Here is an 18402-nt window from a genome sequence, read left to right on the forward strand (position 1 = left end):
AATATAGAAATCAAAACTTAATATAAGATTATATGATTTTAAGTCTTTATATGTTAGCATAACCACAATTTTTGCTAATTAAATTTAGCAAATCAAGTAAGGAAGTTATGGAAAATCAAATTCTTCTAGAAATTTTATCTAATAAAAAAGTTCTTTGTTTGGAAGATGAGCCAAATATACTAAAAAATATTATAGAATCTTTAGAACTATTTTTCGGTCAAGTTGTCGGCGTCAAAGACGGTGTAGAGGCTTTTGATGAGTTTATGACAAACTCTTATGATGCTTTAATTCTTGATATTTCAGTTCCAGGCTTAGACGGGCTAGAGCTTGCAAAAAGAGTCAGACAAATCAACCACACCATACCTATAGTTATCTTATCAAGCCACACAGAACAAGAGTATTTGTGGAGAGCTATTGAGCTTAAGATCACAAGATACCTTCCAAAACCTTATGACAAAGCAACTTTCATAAAAGCTCTTGAAAGTATAGCCTCTGAGCTAACTGACCATGTTTTGATTTTTGCTATAGATAATGATTTGAAATATGACTTTAGCAAAAAGATACTTTATAGTAGCGATGAGACCTATCATCTTTCTAAAAAAGAGAGCCAGCTGCTTGAGTATTTCTTAAAAAACAAAAACAAAACCATAACTTATGAGCAAATTTTTGACTATATGTGGGAGTTCGAGCAGCCAAGCAAGGAAGCTATCAAAACCATAATCAAAGATTTAAGAAAAAAAATCGGTAAAAGTATCATCAAAAATTTATACGGCGTTGGGTATTTGTGTGAAATATAACTTCAAATTTATCGTCTCTTTGTTTGCGATTTTATACGTGGCAATCACGCTTTTGGTTTTTAACTTCTATAGAGAACTCGCTATGAAAGATGCAAGACAGCAAGCATTTTACATACTAGATGCGATGAATGCAGTAAGGGATTATGTAGCAAGCGTGCAAAGACCACTTCTTGAAGAGCTAAAAGACAAAGACATTTTAGCAGATGATTTTTTTGATTCTAGGCTGATGTCATCATCGTATATCACAAGAGAAGTGTATAAAATCCAGCACGCAAAACAAAATATAGACTATGATTATAAGCTAGTCGCCCTAAATCCACTAAACCCTTCTCACATCGGAACTGAGTTTGAAAACAAAATCCTAAACGACTTTAAAGAAAATAAATACAATAGCTATTCAAGCATAATTCTTGACGAGAATCATACACCATATTATTATGTCGGACTTCCTATCAAACACTCTCAAGCATCTTGCGCTGATTGTCACACTCCTGACTCTGCCCCTAAAAAGCTAGTAGAACAATATGGTAATAGCTTAAATTTCCAAAGCCAAATCGGCGATACCATAGCCATGATATCATTTAAAATACCTATAGAAAATATATTGTCATATCATCTAAAAGAATTTATAGTAAGTGGTGCTACTATATTTGGGGTTTTTGTACTGTTTATATTTTTTATATATAAAATCCAAAAAAAAGAAAAAGAGCAAAACGAACTTCTAATGATCCACCAAAGCAGACTTGCTCTCATGGGCGAGATGATAAGAAATATATCTCATCAGTGGAAGCAGCCATTAGCTCAAATCAGCTCTACACTTATAAATTTAGAACTATACGCTCAAAGAGATAAACTAACCAAAGAAAAGCTATACGAAAAGATCAAAGACACAGACGAGCAGGTTAAATTTATGTCAAACACTGTAGAGTATTTTAAAAATTTCTTCAATCCAAATATGCAAAAGAAAGAGTTCACAAGCAAAGAAGCCATAGACCAATCCCTAAAACTCTTAAATGAAGCTTTAAAAACAAATAGCATAAAAGTAAATATAGATATTAAAGACAACTTCACTCATTTTGGAAATATTAACGATATTATGCAAGTTATCATAAATATTATTAACAATGCAAAAGAAGCTTTTGTATCTACAAACATCACAGATAGACAAATCCACATCACCTCAGTAGCACAAGATAATATGCGTATCATAAATATAAAAAATAATGCTGGGAGCATAGATCCAGAGCTTATAAACAAGATATTTGAGCCATATTTCACAACCAAAAATACAGGAAATGGACTTGGCTTATATATGTGTAAGATGATAATGCAAAAAAACAAAGGAAAGATATTTGTGCAAAATATAAATAATTGTGTAATATTTACTATTGTCTTTTTAAATTCATAATTTGTTAATTTTTCCCCTTTTTTTACCACTATTTATTGTTACTATTTGAAATATGCAAAATTATCACAATTTTGGATGAATTTCATAAAAGGAGAGCAGATGAAAAAGTTAAATAAAGCGTTGCTTTGTTTGGCTGTTGGCTTTGGCATTTTTGGTTCAAACGCCTGTGCTATGGAAGGCATGGACATGACCAAAGAAGCAAGAGACATCATTGCTAACCCAAAGGGAACTTTGGAGAGCAGAGGCGTTATTTCATTGCAAGACTACATTGTAGAAGAGCAAGAAATGTACAATTGGTTGTTTAAAAACCACCCTATTTTCACAAAATATGGTGGTAAAACAGTAGGTAAAATGGCTGTGGGTGACCGTGGTCATGAGTGGATAGCTGAGGGTCATGGTAAAGATTTATCTAAACTTAGCAAACGTGAAAACGGACAAGGCGTAAGCTCAATGATGTATAGGATAGCATCAACTTCAACTTTGATGTTCCCTAATAAATTTATAGGTCCTGAAAAATGTGGTGAGTGCCACCCTGCACAATACGAAGTATGGAGCAGATCAAGACACTCAACAACTATTCGTTTCCCAGGCGAACACCCTGAGTTTAACAACAATCTAGTAGATCCTGTATTTGACAAAGATACAGCTTCAATCCTTCCAAAAGGTATTACTCCAGATGTAGTTTATGCTACTATCGGTCACGTAAGAACAAAACTTGGATATATAGATGCTTGGCTACTTCGTGGTACATATCACGTTGAAAACGGACTTTTAAAAGACGGAACAGGTCAAATAGTCGCTGGATCAAACCAATGGCAAAGAACTTGGGCTCTAAATTTAACTCCAGAAGTTGTCAAAAAAATCAAAAAATGGATTCCAGAATTCCCAGAAACTCTTGAAGAATACGGCGTAAACTCTGGATATGTAAGAGGTCTTGCATCATACGCTGCAAAATACAAAACTCAAATGTCTTTCCAAGCAAATTCATCATACTGTGAAGTTTGTCACCCAGTTAAATTTGACTTCAAAGACAAAAAAGATTTCTACAACGCTTTAGGAAATGCTAAAGAGTTACAAAAACACACTATTTCTAAAGGCGTAAGCTGTGAAGAGTGCCATGGCGCTGGCGGACACTTAGATGGTGGTACTGGAAATCGTATGTCAAACTGCGAACGCTGTCACCAAAGATTTAACTATAGCCCAGATTTAGCAAGAAGTAATCCACTAAATGCTGGAAAACTTGACCTTTCTTTGAGTTCTAAATTTAAATCAATGGGACCAGGATGTGGTAGTGAAGGCTCACAAACTTACTTTACAGCTCACTATGACAAAGGTATGAGATGTACAACTTGCCACGATCCACACGATGTAACAGGTCCAGTTGTTGGCGATAAGAGCATAAAAGGACTTAACTATAACTCTGAACAAGGTTATTTAAGTGCATTATATACTAAACCAAAAATTAGAAAAGATTGTAAAGACTGCCACAAAGAGCAAGCTTACATAGCTTCTAAAGCAGACACTCATAGTAAAAATAGCTGTGCAAGTTGCCACATGCCATTTATGATGAGTTGTGAAAACTTCTACGCAGTTCAATTCCAAGACAATGCTGGATTTGATACTCAAAGAAGATCACACATCTGGAAAATCGATGTTAGCCCAACTAGAAAATCACTTGTTGCAGGTGCTACTTCAAAAGATCCAAGAGATGGTAAAGATTGGTATTTCCAAAGAAATGAAGATGGACGTAACTTCGTCGACTTGATGTGGGCTTGTGCTAGAACATCATGGGCAGACCAAGATATGGTAGATGCAAAAGGCTGCCACAGTCCAGTGCTTTCAGAGCTTAAAGAAACATTGCACTTCAAAAACCAAAAACAAGCTTATGATGAAGTTATGGGATGGCAAACTCCGGTTAAAACTACCTTAACTCAAATCAAAGTTGGTATACAAGGAATTTATGGTATTCTTGAAGTTAAAAAACTTAACCCAAGTGACAAGACAAGAGTTTACGAGCTAATCGAAAAAGCTCAAGAAACTGTTGATCTACTTGAAAAAGATGGTTCATTTGGTATGCATGGTTTCAAATATACTAAACAAAGACTTGACGCTTCTAAAGAGTACATCAACGAAGCTCAAAGAATTATCAACAAATAATTCACACAACAAAAAAGGGCTATGACTTCATAGCCCTCTAAATTTAAAAGGTTAAAACGATGCAAAAACAACTCTTAACAAGTTTGGTTGCGATTTTTTGTTTAGCAGGATATTCATTTTGCGCTGATCTAAAAACGCAAGAACAAAAAGAATCTTATAGTATTGGAGCTTCTACTGGAAGCTATATCTCTAATCAAATTTTAAACCAAGAAGCACTTGGAGTAAAATCAGATATAAATGCAGTAGTTGATGGCTTTATGGACGCTCTTAGCAAAAAACAAAAACTAAGCGATGAAGAGATTATCACTCTTTTAAACGCGAGAGCTGATAGGCTAAATGAGATAGTCAAAAAACAACAAAAAGAGCAAATTGACGCAAATCTAAAAGCTGGAAAAGAGTTTATGGCAAAAAATGCTAAAAGCTCAAAAGTCAAAACTACAAAATCAGGCGTCCAATACGAAGTTATAAAACCGGCAAAAGGCGAAAAACCAAAACCAGAAAGTATCGTTTTGATCAATTACAAAGCGTATTTAGTAGATGGAAAAGTTTTTGATGACACTTATGAGAAAAAATCCCCTGCACATCTTTCAATGATAAACATCATTGATGGCTTAAAAGAGGCGCTTTTGCTTATGAATACTGGATCAAAATACAAAGTCGTAATCCCAAGCAATCTTGCTTATGGTGAAGCTGGAATGGGCGAAATCCCTGGTGGCTCGACAGTTGTTTTTGAAATAGAGCTTATGAAAGTTCTAAAACCAGGCGAGCTAGCAAACAGTGCAAAGGCTCTGAGTGATGATATGAAAAACTTTCATGACACAAATACGACAAAATAAAATCCTTGCTACCCACGCATAAAAAGGAGAGTAAAAATGGAAAACAAAAGAAGAGCCTTTATCAAATATCTTTCTGTAGGCTCAGTTGGTGTTGGTGTTGCAAGTTACTCAAATTTGCTTGCAAAAACGCAACCAAGCCAGGATGAAACTAAAGACAAAAAACCACATTTTGGGATGATATTTGACCAAAATAAATGCGTTGGATGTACTGATTGTGAAAGAGCTTGTAAAAAGGTAAATTTGGTTCCAAAAGATCAAATGAGACTTTACGTACAAGACAAAACAGACCCACAAAAAAGAATGGAAAAAAGATATGTCAGAGTATCTTGCCAACAATGCGTTGATGCACCTTGCGTGAAAGTTTGCCCTACAAAAGCCTGTCACAAGGATGAAAACGGCATAACTACAATGAATACAGATGATTGTATAGCCTGTAAATACTGCATAGTTGCCTGTCCTTATGATGTGCGTTTTATCAACGAAGAGACAAAATCTGCTGAAAGCTGTAACTTCTGTGCTGATACAAATTTAAAAGACGGACATGAGCCAGCTTGCGTAGAAGCTTGTAAATACGAAGCACTAGTATTTGGCGATCTAAATGATGAAAACTCATATATAAGCAAAATGCTAAATGTAAAAGATAGTCTTAGGATGAGACCTGAGTGTGGTACAAATCCTAGCTTACGCTATATCCCTGTAGTGAAATTAGGAGTATGATATGAACTCAGCAATAAATTACACATATACATTTTCTCACGGCGTCGAGTGGGGTTGGCCGATTGCCGTTTATCTTTTGCTAGCTGGTATGAGTGGTGGGGCTTTGATAGTTTCTATACTCATAAGACACTACAAAAAACAAGAGGCTAGTACTCCACTATTTAAAGCAGCTTCATTGCTTGCTTTTGTGACAATTATGCTCGGTATGGTTTGCCTTGTAGGCGACCTTGATAAGCCACTATATTTTTGGAAAATACTAATCAATTATAACTTTAACTCAGTTATGTCTATTGGTGTTTTAGCACTTTGTATTTATATACCACTTAGCTTTGTTATGGTGCTTTATGCCTTTGAAGATGAGATACTAGAGCTTTTAAGCAAACGCTTTACATTTTTAAAGGGTTTATTTGTAACTGTGATGCAAATCCTAAACAAAATCCGTCCATTAGTAAATGCACTTTGTATTGCTTTTGCTGTGATTGTTTGTGCTTATACTGGATTTTTGATCTCAGTTTTGGTTCGTTTCCCACTTCTTAATACTGCAGTATTGCCTGCGCTTTTTGTGGCTTCTGGACTAAGTGCGGGAATCGCTGGCTCAAGTTTACTTGCGGCACTTTGCTTCAAAGAAGATCACCACTCAAATGATCTAAAAACACTACACAAAATCGAATGGCCAGTTATGGCTGTTGAGATTATGCTTCTTGGAATGATATTTGTATCACTTATCATAGGAAGCGACGCTCAAAAAGCTGCAAGTGCGGCATTTTGTGGTGGTGCTTGGTCTGGGCTGTTTTGGGTAGGTGTTGTTGGTATAGGCTTTTGTCTTCCTATAGTTTTAAATTTTCTACTAGGTAAAAAAGTAGCTTCATCAAATTTGGCGTTTTATGTAAGTAGTTTTGCAAGCGTTATTGGTGTTTTACTTTTAAGAATATTTATAGTCTATGCTGGACAAACTTATGATATATTTATATAAAAAATGAGGAAATAGCGTGAAATTGATTTTAAATTTAAAACGAGTTCTTTTATCTTATAAATTTATACTTTTCTTGCTATTTATACTTGCTTGTGGCGCTGGCGTAGCCACATTTTTAGAGAGCATTTATGATACTCAAACTGCAAAGATTTTTGTCTATAATGCCTTTTGGTATGAAGTTCTCATGTTTGTTTTGATGATATCTTTGATAGGTATCATCTTGCAAACAAAAATGTATAAACGCTTTGGCGCCTTTGTCATTCACTTAGCTTTCATAGTCATCATAATAGGCGCTTTTTTGACTAGATATTTTGGAGATGAAGGCATTATGCATATCAAAGAAGGTGACAAACAAAACCAAATGGTAAGCGTAAAATCATACCTTCAAATCAAATCAGACAATCAAATTTTTGAATACCCACTAAATTTAGCCCGCATAGGCAATAACGATTTTTCATTTTCTCAAGAAATAAACTCAAAAACTATAATTATAAAATTTAACTCTTATGAACCAGCACAAAAAGGGCAGCGTGCAACTCTTATGGTTGATGCCATTATAAACAGACAAATCTCACAAACTATAGCCATAAAAGGTGGTGTAGGCTGGCTTGGTGAGCCAAGCATTTTAAATTTCGACAATCAAAAAATAGAGCTCTCATGGGGTTCTAAACTAATAAATTTACCATTTTGGATAAAGCTAAATGATTTTGAACTACTCAGATATCCAGGATCTAAAAGCCCATCATCTTATGCTAGTTATATCGATGTTTTGGATACAAATTTGAATAAAATTTTAGATTATAAAATCTTTATGAACCACCCTTTAAGCTTTGAAGGGTATAAATTTTTCCAGTCCTCATACGATCCTGATGAGAGTGGAAGTGTGCTAGAAGTAAATAAAGATCCAGGAAAATGGCCTACATATTTTGGTTATTTTCTACTTTGTCTTGGCTTTGTCGGAAACTTTTTTACAAAAAAAAGCAGATTTGCAAAGCTAAAAGAGATCATAAAAAACAGCTCATTTGCATTTTTTATATCTTTTGCCCTACTCTCTTTCGCAGCTCCAAGCTTGCAAAGCAGTGAGCTAGAGCAGTTTAGAGCTAATTCATACGAGCACGCATCTGGTGAGTTTGCCACTCTTCTCGTGCAAGATTATAAAGGCAGGATAAAACCTATTGGCACAGAGGCTCATGAAATAGTAAATAAAATCAGCGGCAAAAGCTCGCTTATTGGCTTGAGTGCTGAACAAATCATCTTAGGAATAAATACAAATCCAAGCTTATGGCGAACTTTAGAAATAATAAAATTAAATAATAATGAGATAAAAGAGCTTTTAAATTTGCCAAAAGAGCAAAATTTCGTCAGCTTCAATCAAGCCTTTGATGAGAATGGCAACTACAAACTTGCTATTTTTGTAGACAAGGCAAATGAAAAAAGCGTGTCACAAAGAGGAGTTTTGGATAACGAGCTTATCAAATTTGATGAGAGATTAAACATAGCTTATCTTACTTTTAAAGGTGTGTATTTTAAATTTATCCCAATAGCAAATGACAAATCAAACAAATGGTTATCACCAAATGACGCATTTTACGATGATAGAGTAGATTCTGAAGTAAAAAATATGCTAAATGATTATCTTGTTGGTCTTGAAATTGGCTTACAAGGTGGTGACTGGAGCGGTGCAAACAAAGCCTTAAATGAGCTAAAAGCCTACCAAAAAGCAGTCTCAAGCCACATACTTCCAAGTCTCAAACGCACACAAATAGAGATTTTATACAACAAGTTATCAATCTTTAAAAATTTAGTATATTTTTATCTTATTATTGGCGTAATTGCCCTATTCTTAGGCTTTATATCAATATTTTTGCTAAAACGCTTTTCAAATTTAGAAAAACTTATATTTGCCATTTTTGTTGCTGGATTTTTAGCTCACACTCTTGGACTTGGGCTTAGATGGTATATTTCAGGGCACGCTCCTTGGAGTGATTCTTATGAATCAATGATATATATCGGCTGGTCTGCAATTTTGGCTGGAATGATACTATTTAAAAGATCTATACTCATACTTGCGGCTTCGTCTTTGCTCGCTGCCATTATGATGCTTGTGGCTCACATGAGCTTTATCAATCCACAAATCACAAATTTAGTCCCAGTCCTAAAATCATACTGGCTTAGCGTGCATGTTTCAGTTATCACTGCAAGCTATGGATTTTTGGGTCTTGGAGCATTGCTTGGGCTTATAGTTTTAATCCTAATGATATTAAAAAATGATAAAAACAAAGATAGATTAAACGCACAAATCAAATACCTAATAGCCATAGATGAGATAAGCCTTATAATCGGACTTTCTATGCTTACAGTGGGCAATTTTTTTGGCGGGATTTGGGCGAATGAAAGCTGGGGAAGATATTGGGGCTGGGATCCTAAAGAGACTTGGTCTTTTGTATCTATCATAGTTTATGCCATAGTTTTACACCTTAGATTTATACCAAAGCTAAATTCAGTTTATGTATTTGCCATAACTTCAGTTTTTGCGTATTCATCTATCATAATGACATATTTTGGGGTGAATTTTTATCTTACTGGTATGCATTCATACGCAGCCACAGGACAAAGCCCTGAAGTACCAAATTTAGTCTATTACGTGCTATTTACGATAATACTTATAAGCATCTTTGCAAGCAAGGGCAAAGATATAAAACCAATCAAATAAAGGAATAAAAATGAAAAAAACTCTTATCACAGCTCTAGTCGTTGCCACGTTTGCAAATGCTGGCTTCATCGCTGATGGAATCGAAGCCAAACAAAATGGCGACCACCAAAAACTAATAGAAATTTACTCAAAAGCTTGCAATGAAGACAAAAAAGCCTCAGGCTGTTACAATCTTGGCGTTTTGTATTATGAAGGCACTGGAAACGTCCAAAAAGACTACAAAAAGGCCATAAACTCTTATGAGAGAGCTTGTAAAGACAACTTTGCTCTAGCTTGCAATAATCTTGGATATATATACGAAAGTGGCTCTGGCGCAGACCAAAACTTCACAAAGGCGATCTCTTATTACGAAAAAGCTTGTAAAGACAATGAAGGATGTACATCTTTAGGACTTCTTTATGCTAATGGCGCTGGCACTCCAAGAGATATAGAAAAAGCTATAAAACTCTACACAAAAGCTTGCAATTACGGCGATATGATGGGCTGTAATAATCTTGGATATTTATACATGGAAGGAATCGGCGTAGAAAAAGACTTCAAAAAAGCCAAAAACTACTATGAAAAATCTTGCGCTGGCGAGATCGGCATAGGATGTGACAATCTTGGATTTTTATACGCTTTTGGCAAAGGAACTGAGCAAAGCTACAAAAAAGCAGTAGAATATTACCAAAAAGCTTGTTCTTTTAACTTCTACAAAGGTTGCAATAATCTTGCTATCATGTACGCTGAAGGAAAAGGCATTGGAGCAGATGTCGCAAAAGCCAAAGAGCTATTTAAAAAAAGCTGCGATAAAGGCTTGAAAGTCGGCTGCGAAAATCTAGAGCTTTTAAACAACATCACAAAATAACGCCTAAATTTAAAGGAGAAATTATGTTTTCAAAATTATGTTTTGCGCTTAGCCTTTCAGTAAGCTTAGCCTTTGGCGCTGGAATGTTTCAAAGCGTCGAACCAGATAAGGCAACTTTGGTAAATACAAAACAAGGCGGCGAATACTGCATGAATTGCGGTATGAACTTACCTAAATTTTACAAAACAAATCACATCCACAAAGATACCCAATACTGCTCATTGCACTGTTTATACGAAGCAACAAGAGGAAATCTACCAAGCGAAGCTAAGGTTGTCGATACTAAAAATTTAAATTTCGCAGATGCTTACAAAGCTACTTATGTCATAGGAAGTAGCATGAAAGGCACAATGAGTCAAAATAGCAAATACGCTTTTTCAAGCATTGAAGATGCAAAAGAGTTTCAAGCACAAAATGGCGGAAGTATAGCAAATTTTGAAGAAGCTTTTGAGGTGGCTAAAAAGGATTTTTTAAGCGATAAAAAGATGATAAAGGCTAAACGCGAAGGTGGCGTCTATGAAAAAGGTAAAACCGTATATGAGACAAAATGCCAAAAAGTAAATGCAAAAGAGTTTAAAAATATAGCTAGCCTAAAGGCAAATTTAAAAGAAGTTTGCTCTACCAAAAACGATGCAGAACTCCAAGCAGCTGCACTTTATATCTGGGATACTCCAAAAGCAAAAGAACAAAAAACTATATCTAAAATCATGGTTCCAAAAGATGCAAAATGTCCAGTTTGTGGTATGTTTGTAGCTAAAAATCCAAGCTGGGTAGCTATGATAAATGATGGAGATAAAGAGCTGTATTTTGATGGTGTAAAAGATATGATGAAATTCATATTCAAAGAAAACAAAAAATTTAATCAAATTTTTGTAACCAACTACTACAAACTACAAAAAATTGACGCAAAAACTGCTATTTACGTCATAGGATCTGATGTTTATGGGCCTATGGGAAGTGAGCTTATACCATTTTCTACCATAGAAGAAGCAAGAACATTTGCCAAAGATCATGATGGCAAAACCATACTTAGCTTTGATGAAATAACCAAGAGCCTGGTTGAAAAATTATGAAATTTATAGCTAGTTTTGTAGTCTTTTTTACTTTTTTATACGGATTAATTGCTTTGCATTATGTTAGCTTTGATAGGACTAACAAAAATGCAAAGATAGATGAGCTAGCAAAAAATATAAAAGATCCAAGACTATCTACTACATTTATATCAAAAGATTATAAAAGGTTTGCATATGATAAGTAAAAATTTTATAGACTATAGCATAACTCTGCTTTTTAAGGACAAAGCAGATCACTCCTTTAGTTTTTTGATATTTTCTTTTATAGTGTTTTTGCTAAGCTCAGTGCTTTTTATATCTGATTCTATTAAGTATGATATAACTAATAGTATAAAATCAAGACCAGATATAGTAGTCGAAGCTCTAAGAGCTGGCAAAGACGATTTGATACATGATGGATATATATATGATATCTCCCAGATAAGTGGAGTTGGAGATATTCAAGGAATCGTAGATGGAATGTATTATTTTGGTCAAAAAAGAGTGTGGTTTCATATCATAGGAGATGAAAATCTTGATGAGTATGAGATGATTATAGGTAGTGGTGTCAAAGAAGCCATGCAAGAGCTTTATTATGAAGATGTTTTTAACTTCCTTACAGAAAAACAGCTTATACCGATCAAAATAAACAAAATTTCCCCACACGAAACCAACATAGTTTCAAACGATGTCATATATATGAACCCTCAAACAGCAAGGGATGTTTTAAGCATTGACGCTGGCAAATACACCAAGCTTTATGTTAGCGTCCCAAACCAAAATGAAGTAAGCGAAGTGGCTTTAAAAATAGCAAATTTATATCCAAATACAGTAGCCACAAGCGCAGAAGACGCAGTAGCTGCTGTAAATAATCTATACTACTACAAAGGTGGTATATTTATGATTTTATACGTTGTAGCTATGGTATCATTTTTTATACTTTTAAAAAATCAAATTTCACTAGTTTATGGCGAAAAGAAAAAAGAGATAGCCATACTAAGAAGCATTGGTTTTTGTATCAAAGACATAATCGCACTTAAATTTATACAAAATATAGTAGTCAGCACCGCGGCATATTTGCTAGGAATTGCACTTGCTTATATATACGTATTTGTGGCAAACGCTCCACTTTTAAGAAATATATTCTTAGGAAGCGAACTAAATAATTCTATAACTTTTACTCCAGTCATTGACTTTGATATACTGTTTCTTATATTTATATTTAGCGTGATTCCATTTTTAGCTTTTGTTATCATTCCATCTTGGCGGGTAGCGATCAGCGATATGAGCGAGGCAGTAAAATGACGAAAATCAAAATAACAAATTTGGCTAAAGTTTATAATCAAAACAAACAAAACGAGTTTAGAGCATTGATAAATATCAATTTAGAGGTTAAAGAAGGTGAGATCATCATACTCAAAGGAATCAGTGGAAGTGGAAAAAGCACGCTTTTATCTATCCTTGCTGGTCTTACTAAACCCACAAATGGCGAAATTCTAGTAAATTCGCAAAATGTGTCTAAACTACCAGATATCATGAGTTCATCATATAGGCATAAAGACATTGGTTTTATCTTTCAATCGTTTAATTTATTGCAAGGACTTAGCGTTTATCAAAACGTCAAAGCCCCACTTTCCCTTACTTTTCTTAAAAAAGATGAATTAAACGCAAAGATACAAAACGCCATGAATTTAGCAAATATAGCACACAAAAAAGATGAGCCTATCTCACACTTGAGCGGTGGAGAGAAGCAAAGATGTGCTATAGCAAGAGCCTTGGTGATGGATCCTAGCATCATACTAGCAGACGAGCCTACAGCAAATTTAGACAAAGCTAACTCCCTAGTTTTTATAGATATATTAAAAAAATTTAAAGACTTAGGCAAGACTGTAATAGTAGCTACTCATGATATCTTATTTGATGAGCTTGATTTTATAGATAGATATATCCATATCCAAAACGGCGAGATAGTCCAATGAATATATTTTTATCAGATCAGATCATCGCCTTTTTACTTATAGAGCTTATTATCATTGTCCTTATGGCTATATCTCAGTTTTATATAGTTTCTATAATGCGTTTTTGGGATTTTGAGGCTACGACCTCTTTACAATATAATTTAGAAAAGAAAAACTATCTCATCAACACGATTTTGCTCTTTGCTATTACGTGCAAAATCATACTTTTTATATTTTTTATACTCTCTTTAAACAAGCTTTCAAGCATAGTTCCAGGCGCTATGTGTTCAGCTGGAGTTGTCGGCTCAAACAAATACGGCAACATACTTTTACTACTCAAAATTCTACTAATTTTTGGTTTTGGTTTATGGATAATCATAAATAGCCTTGATCTAAAGGCGATAACTTTCCCATATCTTAGAAAAAAGTATATGATTTTCACACTGCTTTTTACCTTTGTTTTGGTTGAGTTTTTTTTAGAAATTTCATTTTTTACCAATATTCCGCTGAAAGTCCCTGTTTTTTGCTGCTCAGTAGTCTTTCAAGCACCTCAGCTACCATTTGGGTACACCAAGACTCTTTTGGTAGTGTTTTTTTATACGATTTTTACCAGCATTATAGTTTTAAATTGGCTCAAGCAATCCATAGCAAGCTTTGCTTCTAGCTTGCTTTTTATGTTTGTTGCGTACTATGCTATTACATATTTTTTTGGGCTTTATGTCTATGAAATGCCAAATCATCAATGCCCATATTGCATGCTTCAAAAAGAGTATTTTTACGTAGGATACATCATTTGGGGATCTTTGTTTTTGGGAGTATTTTTTGGGATTGTTCCGTTTCTGGTCGAACTTATCACAAAAAATAGTTATTTTAACCTGCTAAAATACTCATCAATTTGCTTTATTATAAACGCCCTAACTTGTAGTTTTTACGTCGTCAAATACTATATCAAAAGCGGAGTTTTACTATGAAAAAGCAGATCTTTGCCACTGCTATTTTGGCTGCTGTTTTTATAATGCTTATAGCTTCTATTGATTTTGGAGTGACAAGCACTCTTGTCAGACACGGCAACACTGCGAAAATAGCCCTTACAGATATGGATTTTAACAAAAGCAAATATCTATGCTCTGAAACCAAAGCCCCTATCAAAGAGTACGAAAACTCAGCTCAAGCAGTAAGAAGCAATGGTGACACATACTTTTTTACCGACATTACCAATCTTTTCACATGGCTCATCAGACAAAAGGACAAAGACTCTATCACGACTTGGGTCTATACTCAAGATACAAAAAAATATGTCCCAGCCAAAAACGCTTGGTACTCTAGAGTAGATATCACACCTATGGGATATGGAATAGCAGCTTATGAGTATCATTTGCACGGGGTTAGCGATAGTTATTATGATGAGGTTGTGCTTTTTGCGGCACGTGGTGAAACTCTCATAAATCCACTTATAAACATACTTCTTACAGAAAATAGAATTTAACCACTAAATTTAATCACAACTGTAAATTTGCATAAAATAAAAATCATTGCAAGCATATCAAAATAATTTTTATTTTGATATAATTTTAATTATTTTTAAATTTCAATTTAATATCATTACATCCCTTACATAAATATATAATTCGGTCTAAGGAGAGAACATGAAAAAAGGTTTTACTATGATCGAACTTGTGTTCGTCATTGTAATTTTAGGCATCTTAGCTTCAATCGCTGTTCCAAAACTAGCAGCCACAAGAGATGATGCCGAAGTAATAAAAGCAGTAGTAGAGATGAAAGATGCTATTACTCAACTTACAGCATACTACACAGTAAATGGCAAATTTCTCACCGTTGCTAATGGAGATACTGGCGGAGCTCAAATGGATATAATGTCTCCTCTTATAAAAGAAATAAAAAATAGACCTGCTGGCAAAAGATGGGTAGATTGTGTAAATATGAAAGTTTCAAATGCCGAAGGTCTTATCAAAATAGTAGAGCTAAACACTCCTAATAATTCGCCATTTTGCAAAGCTTTAAAAGAAACCCAAGCATTAAAAGACTGGACTAAACAAACACAAGATAATGGCGGTATCAAAGTCGGCGGTTATAGTTTATTCCAAGAAAATAGTGACAACTAAATAAACAAAACCCCTAAATTTAGGGGTTTAATCTTTTGAATCGTATAATTATAATACATTTATAACTATCTCATCATTCAAAGCTGTGATGTTTATGCTATCTCCTGATTTGAGATTGTCTTTTAAAATCTCTTCAGCAAGCCTGTCTTCAACAAGCTCATAAAGTGCCCTTCTAAGTGGTCTTGCTCCATAAACTGGATCAAATCCAGCCTTTGCTATAAGCTCTTTTGCGCTTGCATCAAGTGTGGCTTTGATACCACGTCCAAGAAGCGTTCCTTCAAGCTCTTTAAACATAATAGAAACTATGCCACTAAGCTCATTTGCACCAAGTGGATTAAAGATTATGGTGTCATCAAGCCTGTTTAAAAACTCAGGTCTAAAATACTCTTTCAATGCCTCTTTTACCGCATTTTCTCTCTCATCGCCACTTAAATTTGCTATCGCAGATGAGCCGATGTTGCTTGTTAGAATGATGATTGTATTTTTGAAATCCACAGTTACGCCTTTATTATCAGTAGCCCTGCCATCATCTAAAATCCCAAGCAAGATATTAAACACATCTTTATGCGCCTTTTCTACTTCGTCAAACAAAATCACGCTATATGGACGACGTCTCACAGCCTCACTAAGCTGACCGCCCTCATCATATCCCACGTATCCTGGAGGCGCTCCAAGTAGTCTTGAGACGCTGTGTTTTTCCATATATTCACTCATATCAAAGCGAATCAGAGCCTTTTCATCATCAAACAAAAACTTAGCCAAAGCCTTAGCACTCTCAGTCTTGCCAACTCCAGTTGGTCCTAAAAATAAAAAGCTTCCAATAGGACGGTTTTGGCTACTTAAGCCAGCTTTATTTCGTTTTATGGCTCTTGCTAGTGCGTGGAGAGCAGCGTCTTGGCCTACTACACTTTGCTTTAGATGATCTTCTACTTGCAAGTATTTTTCTTTTTCGCTTGTTAGCATACGTTTGACTGAGATTCCAGTCCATTTGCTAAGTATTCCAGCCACAAGGTCTTCATCGACTTCATTTTTTAGTAGTACTCCACCCTTTTTCATCTCTTCCCATTTAGCCTCAAACTCTTTTATTTTCGCGTTTGCTTCTGGGATTTTGCCGTATTCTATCTCGGCTGCTTTTTCATAAGCGTTATTTCTTTTTGCTAGTTCAGCTTCGTTTTTTAGACTTTCTATGCTTTTTTTAGCTTCACTAATAGAGTTAAAGACTGCTTTTTCGTTTTTAAATTTAGCTTCCAAGCCAGCTTTTTTCTCGTTTAAATTTGCTAGCTCTTTTTCTATCTCATTTAGCCTATCAATGTTTTTGTTCTCACCTTCCATTTTCAAAGCTTCACGCTCCACAACTAGAGTTTCGATCTCTCTTTTGGCTTTTGAAAGCTCATAAGGCTCGCTTTCGATCTGCATTTTTAGCTCAGCTGCTGCTTCATCTATGAGATCGATTGCCTTATCAGGCAAAAATCTGCCACTGATATATCTATCGCTTAGCTTTGCAGCTGCTACAAGCGCACTATCAGTTATATTTACATTGTGGTGTACTTCAAGCCTGTCTTTGATACCACGCAAAATTTGAAGCGCTTCATTTACGCTTGGCTCAGCTACATTGACTGGTTGAAAACGACGTTGCAAGGCTGCGTCTTTTTCAAAATATTTTCTATATTCTTTAAGCGTTGTAGCGCCCACAGCGTGAAGCTCACCTCTTGCAAGAGCTGGTTTTAGGATATTTGCAGCGTCCATACTGCCCTCACTTGCTCCAGCTCCTACTATAGTGTGAATTTCATCGATAAAAAGTATGATATTTCCAGCTTTTTTGACCTCTTCAATGACGGCTTTTAGCCTATCTTCAAACTCTCCTCTATACTTCGCTCCAGCAATCAAAGCACTCATATCAAGAGCAATTACTCGCTTATTTGCAAGGCTAGTTGGGACTTCTTTTTTATTGATAAGCTCAGCCAAACCCTCCACGATAGCAGTCTTTCCAACTCCTGGCTCACCTAGTAAAATAGGATTGTTTTTTGTTTTGCGGATGAGGATTTGCATCATTCTTGTGATCTCTTCATCACGTCCGATGACAGGATCTAGCTCACCAGCGGCTGCTTTTTTGGTTAGATCTACACCAAATTTAGACAAGCTATCAAGTGTTTCATCGCTTGTTTGATTATCTATAGTTCTGCCACCACGAATAGCCTCAAGCTCTTTTCTAAGATCTAGCAAATTTATATATTTGCTCAAAATCTCTTTCAAAGGCTCTTTATCAAGATTGCCTAAAATCCATGTATCAACTGCGATAAATTTATCGCCAAGACCGACCATGACAGCCTTTGCATTTTCCAAGCTACTTACTAGCTCACTTGAAACTTTGATATTTTCTTTATTTACATTTGAGCTAGTTGGCAAGGAGTTTGCCCTACTTTTGATATCAAGTAAAACTGCGTCTTTGCTTACATTTGTTTTATTAAAAATTTGATTTAAAATCGAGCTGCTATCTGCTAAAAGTGCCCAAAGCATGTGAAGTGGCTTTACTTCTGGATTTTTAGCTCCGATTGCTAGACTTAGTGAGTTTTCTACTAGGCTTCTGGCTTGATCTGTTAATTCTTCAAATATATTCGCCATATTTTCTCCTTAACTTTATATTGAGCGTATTATACAACTTTAGTCTATATATGTCAAGGTTATAATATAAAATTAGCAATCATTTTATATAAGTGCTAATTTTACAGAGATCAAATTTAGCCAGATTAGAGCAAAAACGCAAAAAATAACCAATTTTTACTTTAAATTTAGGTCGTATTAAGTAAAATTGAAAACTTAA

16 protein-coding genes are annotated in these 18402 nt (G+C 35.0%); 15 read left to right on the top strand and 1 reads right to left on the bottom strand.

Features of this window, described 5'->3' with window-relative positions:
* Positions 1-107 precede the first annotated feature (107 nt).
* The 15 genes from CIG1485E_RS04945 to CIG1485E_RS09645 all read left to right on the top strand — a co-directional run bounded on the left by CIG1485E_RS04945 (position 108) and on the right by CIG1485E_RS09645 (position 15581).
* On the top strand, positions 108-797 hold the full coding sequence (locus CIG1485E_RS04945) for a response regulator transcription factor (RefSeq protein ID WP_038454342.1): 690 nt from the start codon (positions 108-110) through the stop codon (positions 795-797).
* The gene (locus tag CIG1485E_RS04950) at positions 787-2205 is read left to right on the top strand and encodes an ATP-binding protein (protein WP_038454344.1); all 1419 of its coding nucleotides are present in this window, start codon (positions 787-789) and stop codon (positions 2203-2205) included. Before CIG1485E_RS04945 ends, CIG1485E_RS04950 begins: the two co-directional genes overlap by 11 nt.
* A gap of 99 nt (positions 2206-2304) precedes the next feature.
* On the top strand, positions 2305-4362 hold the full coding sequence (locus tag CIG1485E_RS04955) for a multiheme c-type cytochrome (protein ID WP_038454346.1): 2058 nt from the start codon (positions 2305-2307) through the stop codon (positions 4360-4362).
* Positions 4363-4421: 59 nt separating this feature from the next.
* Positions 4422-5198: an FKBP-type peptidyl-prolyl cis-trans isomerase gene (locus CIG1485E_RS04960; protein ID WP_038454348.1), complete on the top strand. Its 777-nt coding sequence runs from the start codon at positions 4422-4424 to the stop codon at positions 5196-5198.
* Between the two features lie 36 nt (positions 5199-5234).
* Complete coding sequence (locus CIG1485E_RS04965; protein ID WP_038454350.1) at positions 5235-5915, top strand: 4Fe-4S dicluster domain-containing protein; 681 nt, start codon at positions 5235-5237, stop codon at positions 5913-5915.
* Position 5916: 1 nt separating this feature from the next.
* Positions 5917-6888, top strand: coding sequence for an NrfD/PsrC family molybdoenzyme membrane anchor subunit (gene nrfD / locus CIG1485E_RS04970; RefSeq protein WP_038454352.1), 972 nt, complete (start codon positions 5917-5919; stop codon positions 6886-6888).
* A 22-nt stretch (positions 6889-6910) separates the two neighbouring features.
* On the top strand, positions 6911-9601 hold the full coding sequence (ccsA, locus tag CIG1485E_RS04975; protein WP_038455609.1) for a cytochrome c biogenesis protein CcsA: 2691 nt from the start codon (positions 6911-6913) through the stop codon (positions 9599-9601).
* Between the two features lie 10 nt (positions 9602-9611).
* A complete protein-coding gene (locus tag CIG1485E_RS04980; RefSeq protein WP_038454354.1) occupies positions 9612-10448 on the top strand; it encodes a cysteine-rich Sel1 repeat protein in 837 nt (278 codons plus the stop codon).
* Positions 10449-10471: 23 nt separating this feature from the next.
* Entirely contained in the window at positions 10472-11521 is a 1050-nt protein-coding gene (locus CIG1485E_RS04985; RefSeq protein ID WP_038454356.1) for a nitrous oxide reductase accessory protein NosL, read from the top strand.
* A gap of 53 nt (positions 11522-11574) precedes the next feature.
* On the top strand, positions 11575-11706 hold the full coding sequence (locus CIG1485E_RS09640) for a hypothetical protein (protein ID WP_265182796.1): 132 nt from the start codon (positions 11575-11577) through the stop codon (positions 11704-11706).
* Complete coding sequence (locus CIG1485E_RS04995) at positions 11696-12805, top strand: ABC transporter permease (RefSeq protein ID WP_038454360.1); 1110 nt, start codon at positions 11696-11698, stop codon at positions 12803-12805. The genes CIG1485E_RS09640 and CIG1485E_RS04995 overlap by 11 nt, the downstream gene beginning before the upstream one ends.
* Positions 12802-13479: an ABC transporter ATP-binding protein gene (locus CIG1485E_RS05000; RefSeq protein ID WP_038454362.1), complete on the top strand. Its 678-nt coding sequence runs from the start codon at positions 12802-12804 to the stop codon at positions 13477-13479. The genes CIG1485E_RS04995 and CIG1485E_RS05000 overlap by 4 nt, the downstream gene beginning before the upstream one ends.
* On the top strand, positions 13476-14429 hold the full coding sequence (locus CIG1485E_RS05005) for a hypothetical protein (protein ID WP_038454364.1): 954 nt from the start codon (positions 13476-13478) through the stop codon (positions 14427-14429). Before CIG1485E_RS05000 ends, CIG1485E_RS05005 begins: the two co-directional genes overlap by 4 nt.
* Entirely contained in the window at positions 14426-14944 is a 519-nt protein-coding gene (locus CIG1485E_RS05010; RefSeq protein ID WP_038454366.1) for a hypothetical protein, read from the top strand. The genes CIG1485E_RS05005 and CIG1485E_RS05010 overlap by 4 nt, the downstream gene beginning before the upstream one ends.
* 160 nt (positions 14945-15104) lie before the next feature.
* Positions 15105-15581, top strand: coding sequence for a type II secretion system protein (locus CIG1485E_RS09645; protein ID WP_051870930.1), 477 nt, complete (start codon positions 15105-15107; stop codon positions 15579-15581).
* A gap of 48 nt (positions 15582-15629) precedes the next feature.
* Here CIG1485E_RS09645 and CIG1485E_RS05020 read toward each other — a convergent pair whose 3' ends face one another.
* Positions 15630-18203 carry an ATP-dependent Clp protease ATP-binding subunit gene (locus CIG1485E_RS05020; protein ID WP_038454369.1) on the bottom strand — a complete coding sequence of 858 codons (2574 nt, stop codon included), beginning with the start codon at positions 18201-18203 and terminating at the stop codon, positions 15630-15632.
* Between the last annotated feature and the right edge of the window lie 199 nt (positions 18204-18402).

The sequence above is a fragment of the Campylobacter iguaniorum genome (genome assembly GCF_000736415.1).
In the GTDB taxonomy this organism is placed as follows: Bacteria; Campylobacterota; Campylobacteria; order Campylobacterales; family Campylobacteraceae; genus Campylobacter; species Campylobacter iguaniorum.

What these genes read in the sequence shown, in the direction of transcription:
- CIG1485E_RS04945 (WP_038454342.1), top strand. Translation starts at nt 108, where the DNA reads ATGGAAAATCAAATTCTTCTAGAAATTTTATCTAATAAAAAAGTTCTT.
- CIG1485E_RS04955 (WP_038454346.1), top strand. Translation starts at nt 2,305, where the DNA reads ATGAAAAAGTTAAATAAAGCGTTGCTTTGTTTGGCTGTTGGCTTTGGC.
- CIG1485E_RS04960 (WP_038454348.1), top strand. Translation starts at nt 4,422, where the DNA reads ATGCAAAAACAACTCTTAACAAGTTTGGTTGCGATTTTTTGTTTAGCA.
- CIG1485E_RS04965 (WP_038454350.1), top strand. Translation starts at nt 5,235, where the DNA reads ATGGAAAACAAAAGAAGAGCCTTTATCAAATATCTTTCTGTAGGCTCA.
- nrfD (WP_038454352.1), top strand. Translation starts at nt 5,917, where the DNA reads ATGAACTCAGCAATAAATTACACATATACATTTTCTCACGGCGTCGAG.
- CIG1485E_RS04980 (WP_038454354.1), top strand. Translation starts at nt 9,612, where the DNA reads ATGAAAAAAACTCTTATCACAGCTCTAGTCGTTGCCACGTTTGCAAAT.
- CIG1485E_RS04985 (WP_038454356.1), top strand. Translation starts at nt 10,472, where the DNA reads ATGTTTTCAAAATTATGTTTTGCGCTTAGCCTTTCAGTAAGCTTAGCC.
- CIG1485E_RS04995 (WP_038454360.1), top strand. Translation starts at nt 11,696, where the DNA reads ATGATAAGTAAAAATTTTATAGACTATAGCATAACTCTGCTTTTTAAG.
- CIG1485E_RS05000 (WP_038454362.1), top strand. Translation starts at nt 12,802, where the DNA reads ATGACGAAAATCAAAATAACAAATTTGGCTAAAGTTTATAATCAAAAC.
- CIG1485E_RS05005 (WP_038454364.1), top strand. Translation starts at nt 13,476, where the DNA reads ATGAATATATTTTTATCAGATCAGATCATCGCCTTTTTACTTATAGAG.
- CIG1485E_RS05010 (WP_038454366.1), top strand. Translation starts at nt 14,426, where the DNA reads ATGAAAAAGCAGATCTTTGCCACTGCTATTTTGGCTGCTGTTTTTATA.
- CIG1485E_RS09645 (WP_051870930.1), top strand. Translation starts at nt 15,105, where the DNA reads ATGAAAAAAGGTTTTACTATGATCGAACTTGTGTTCGTCATTGTAATT.
- CIG1485E_RS05020 (WP_038454369.1), bottom strand. Translation starts at nt 18,203, where the DNA reads ATGGCGAATATATTTGAAGAATTAACAGATCAAGCCAGAAGCCTAGTA.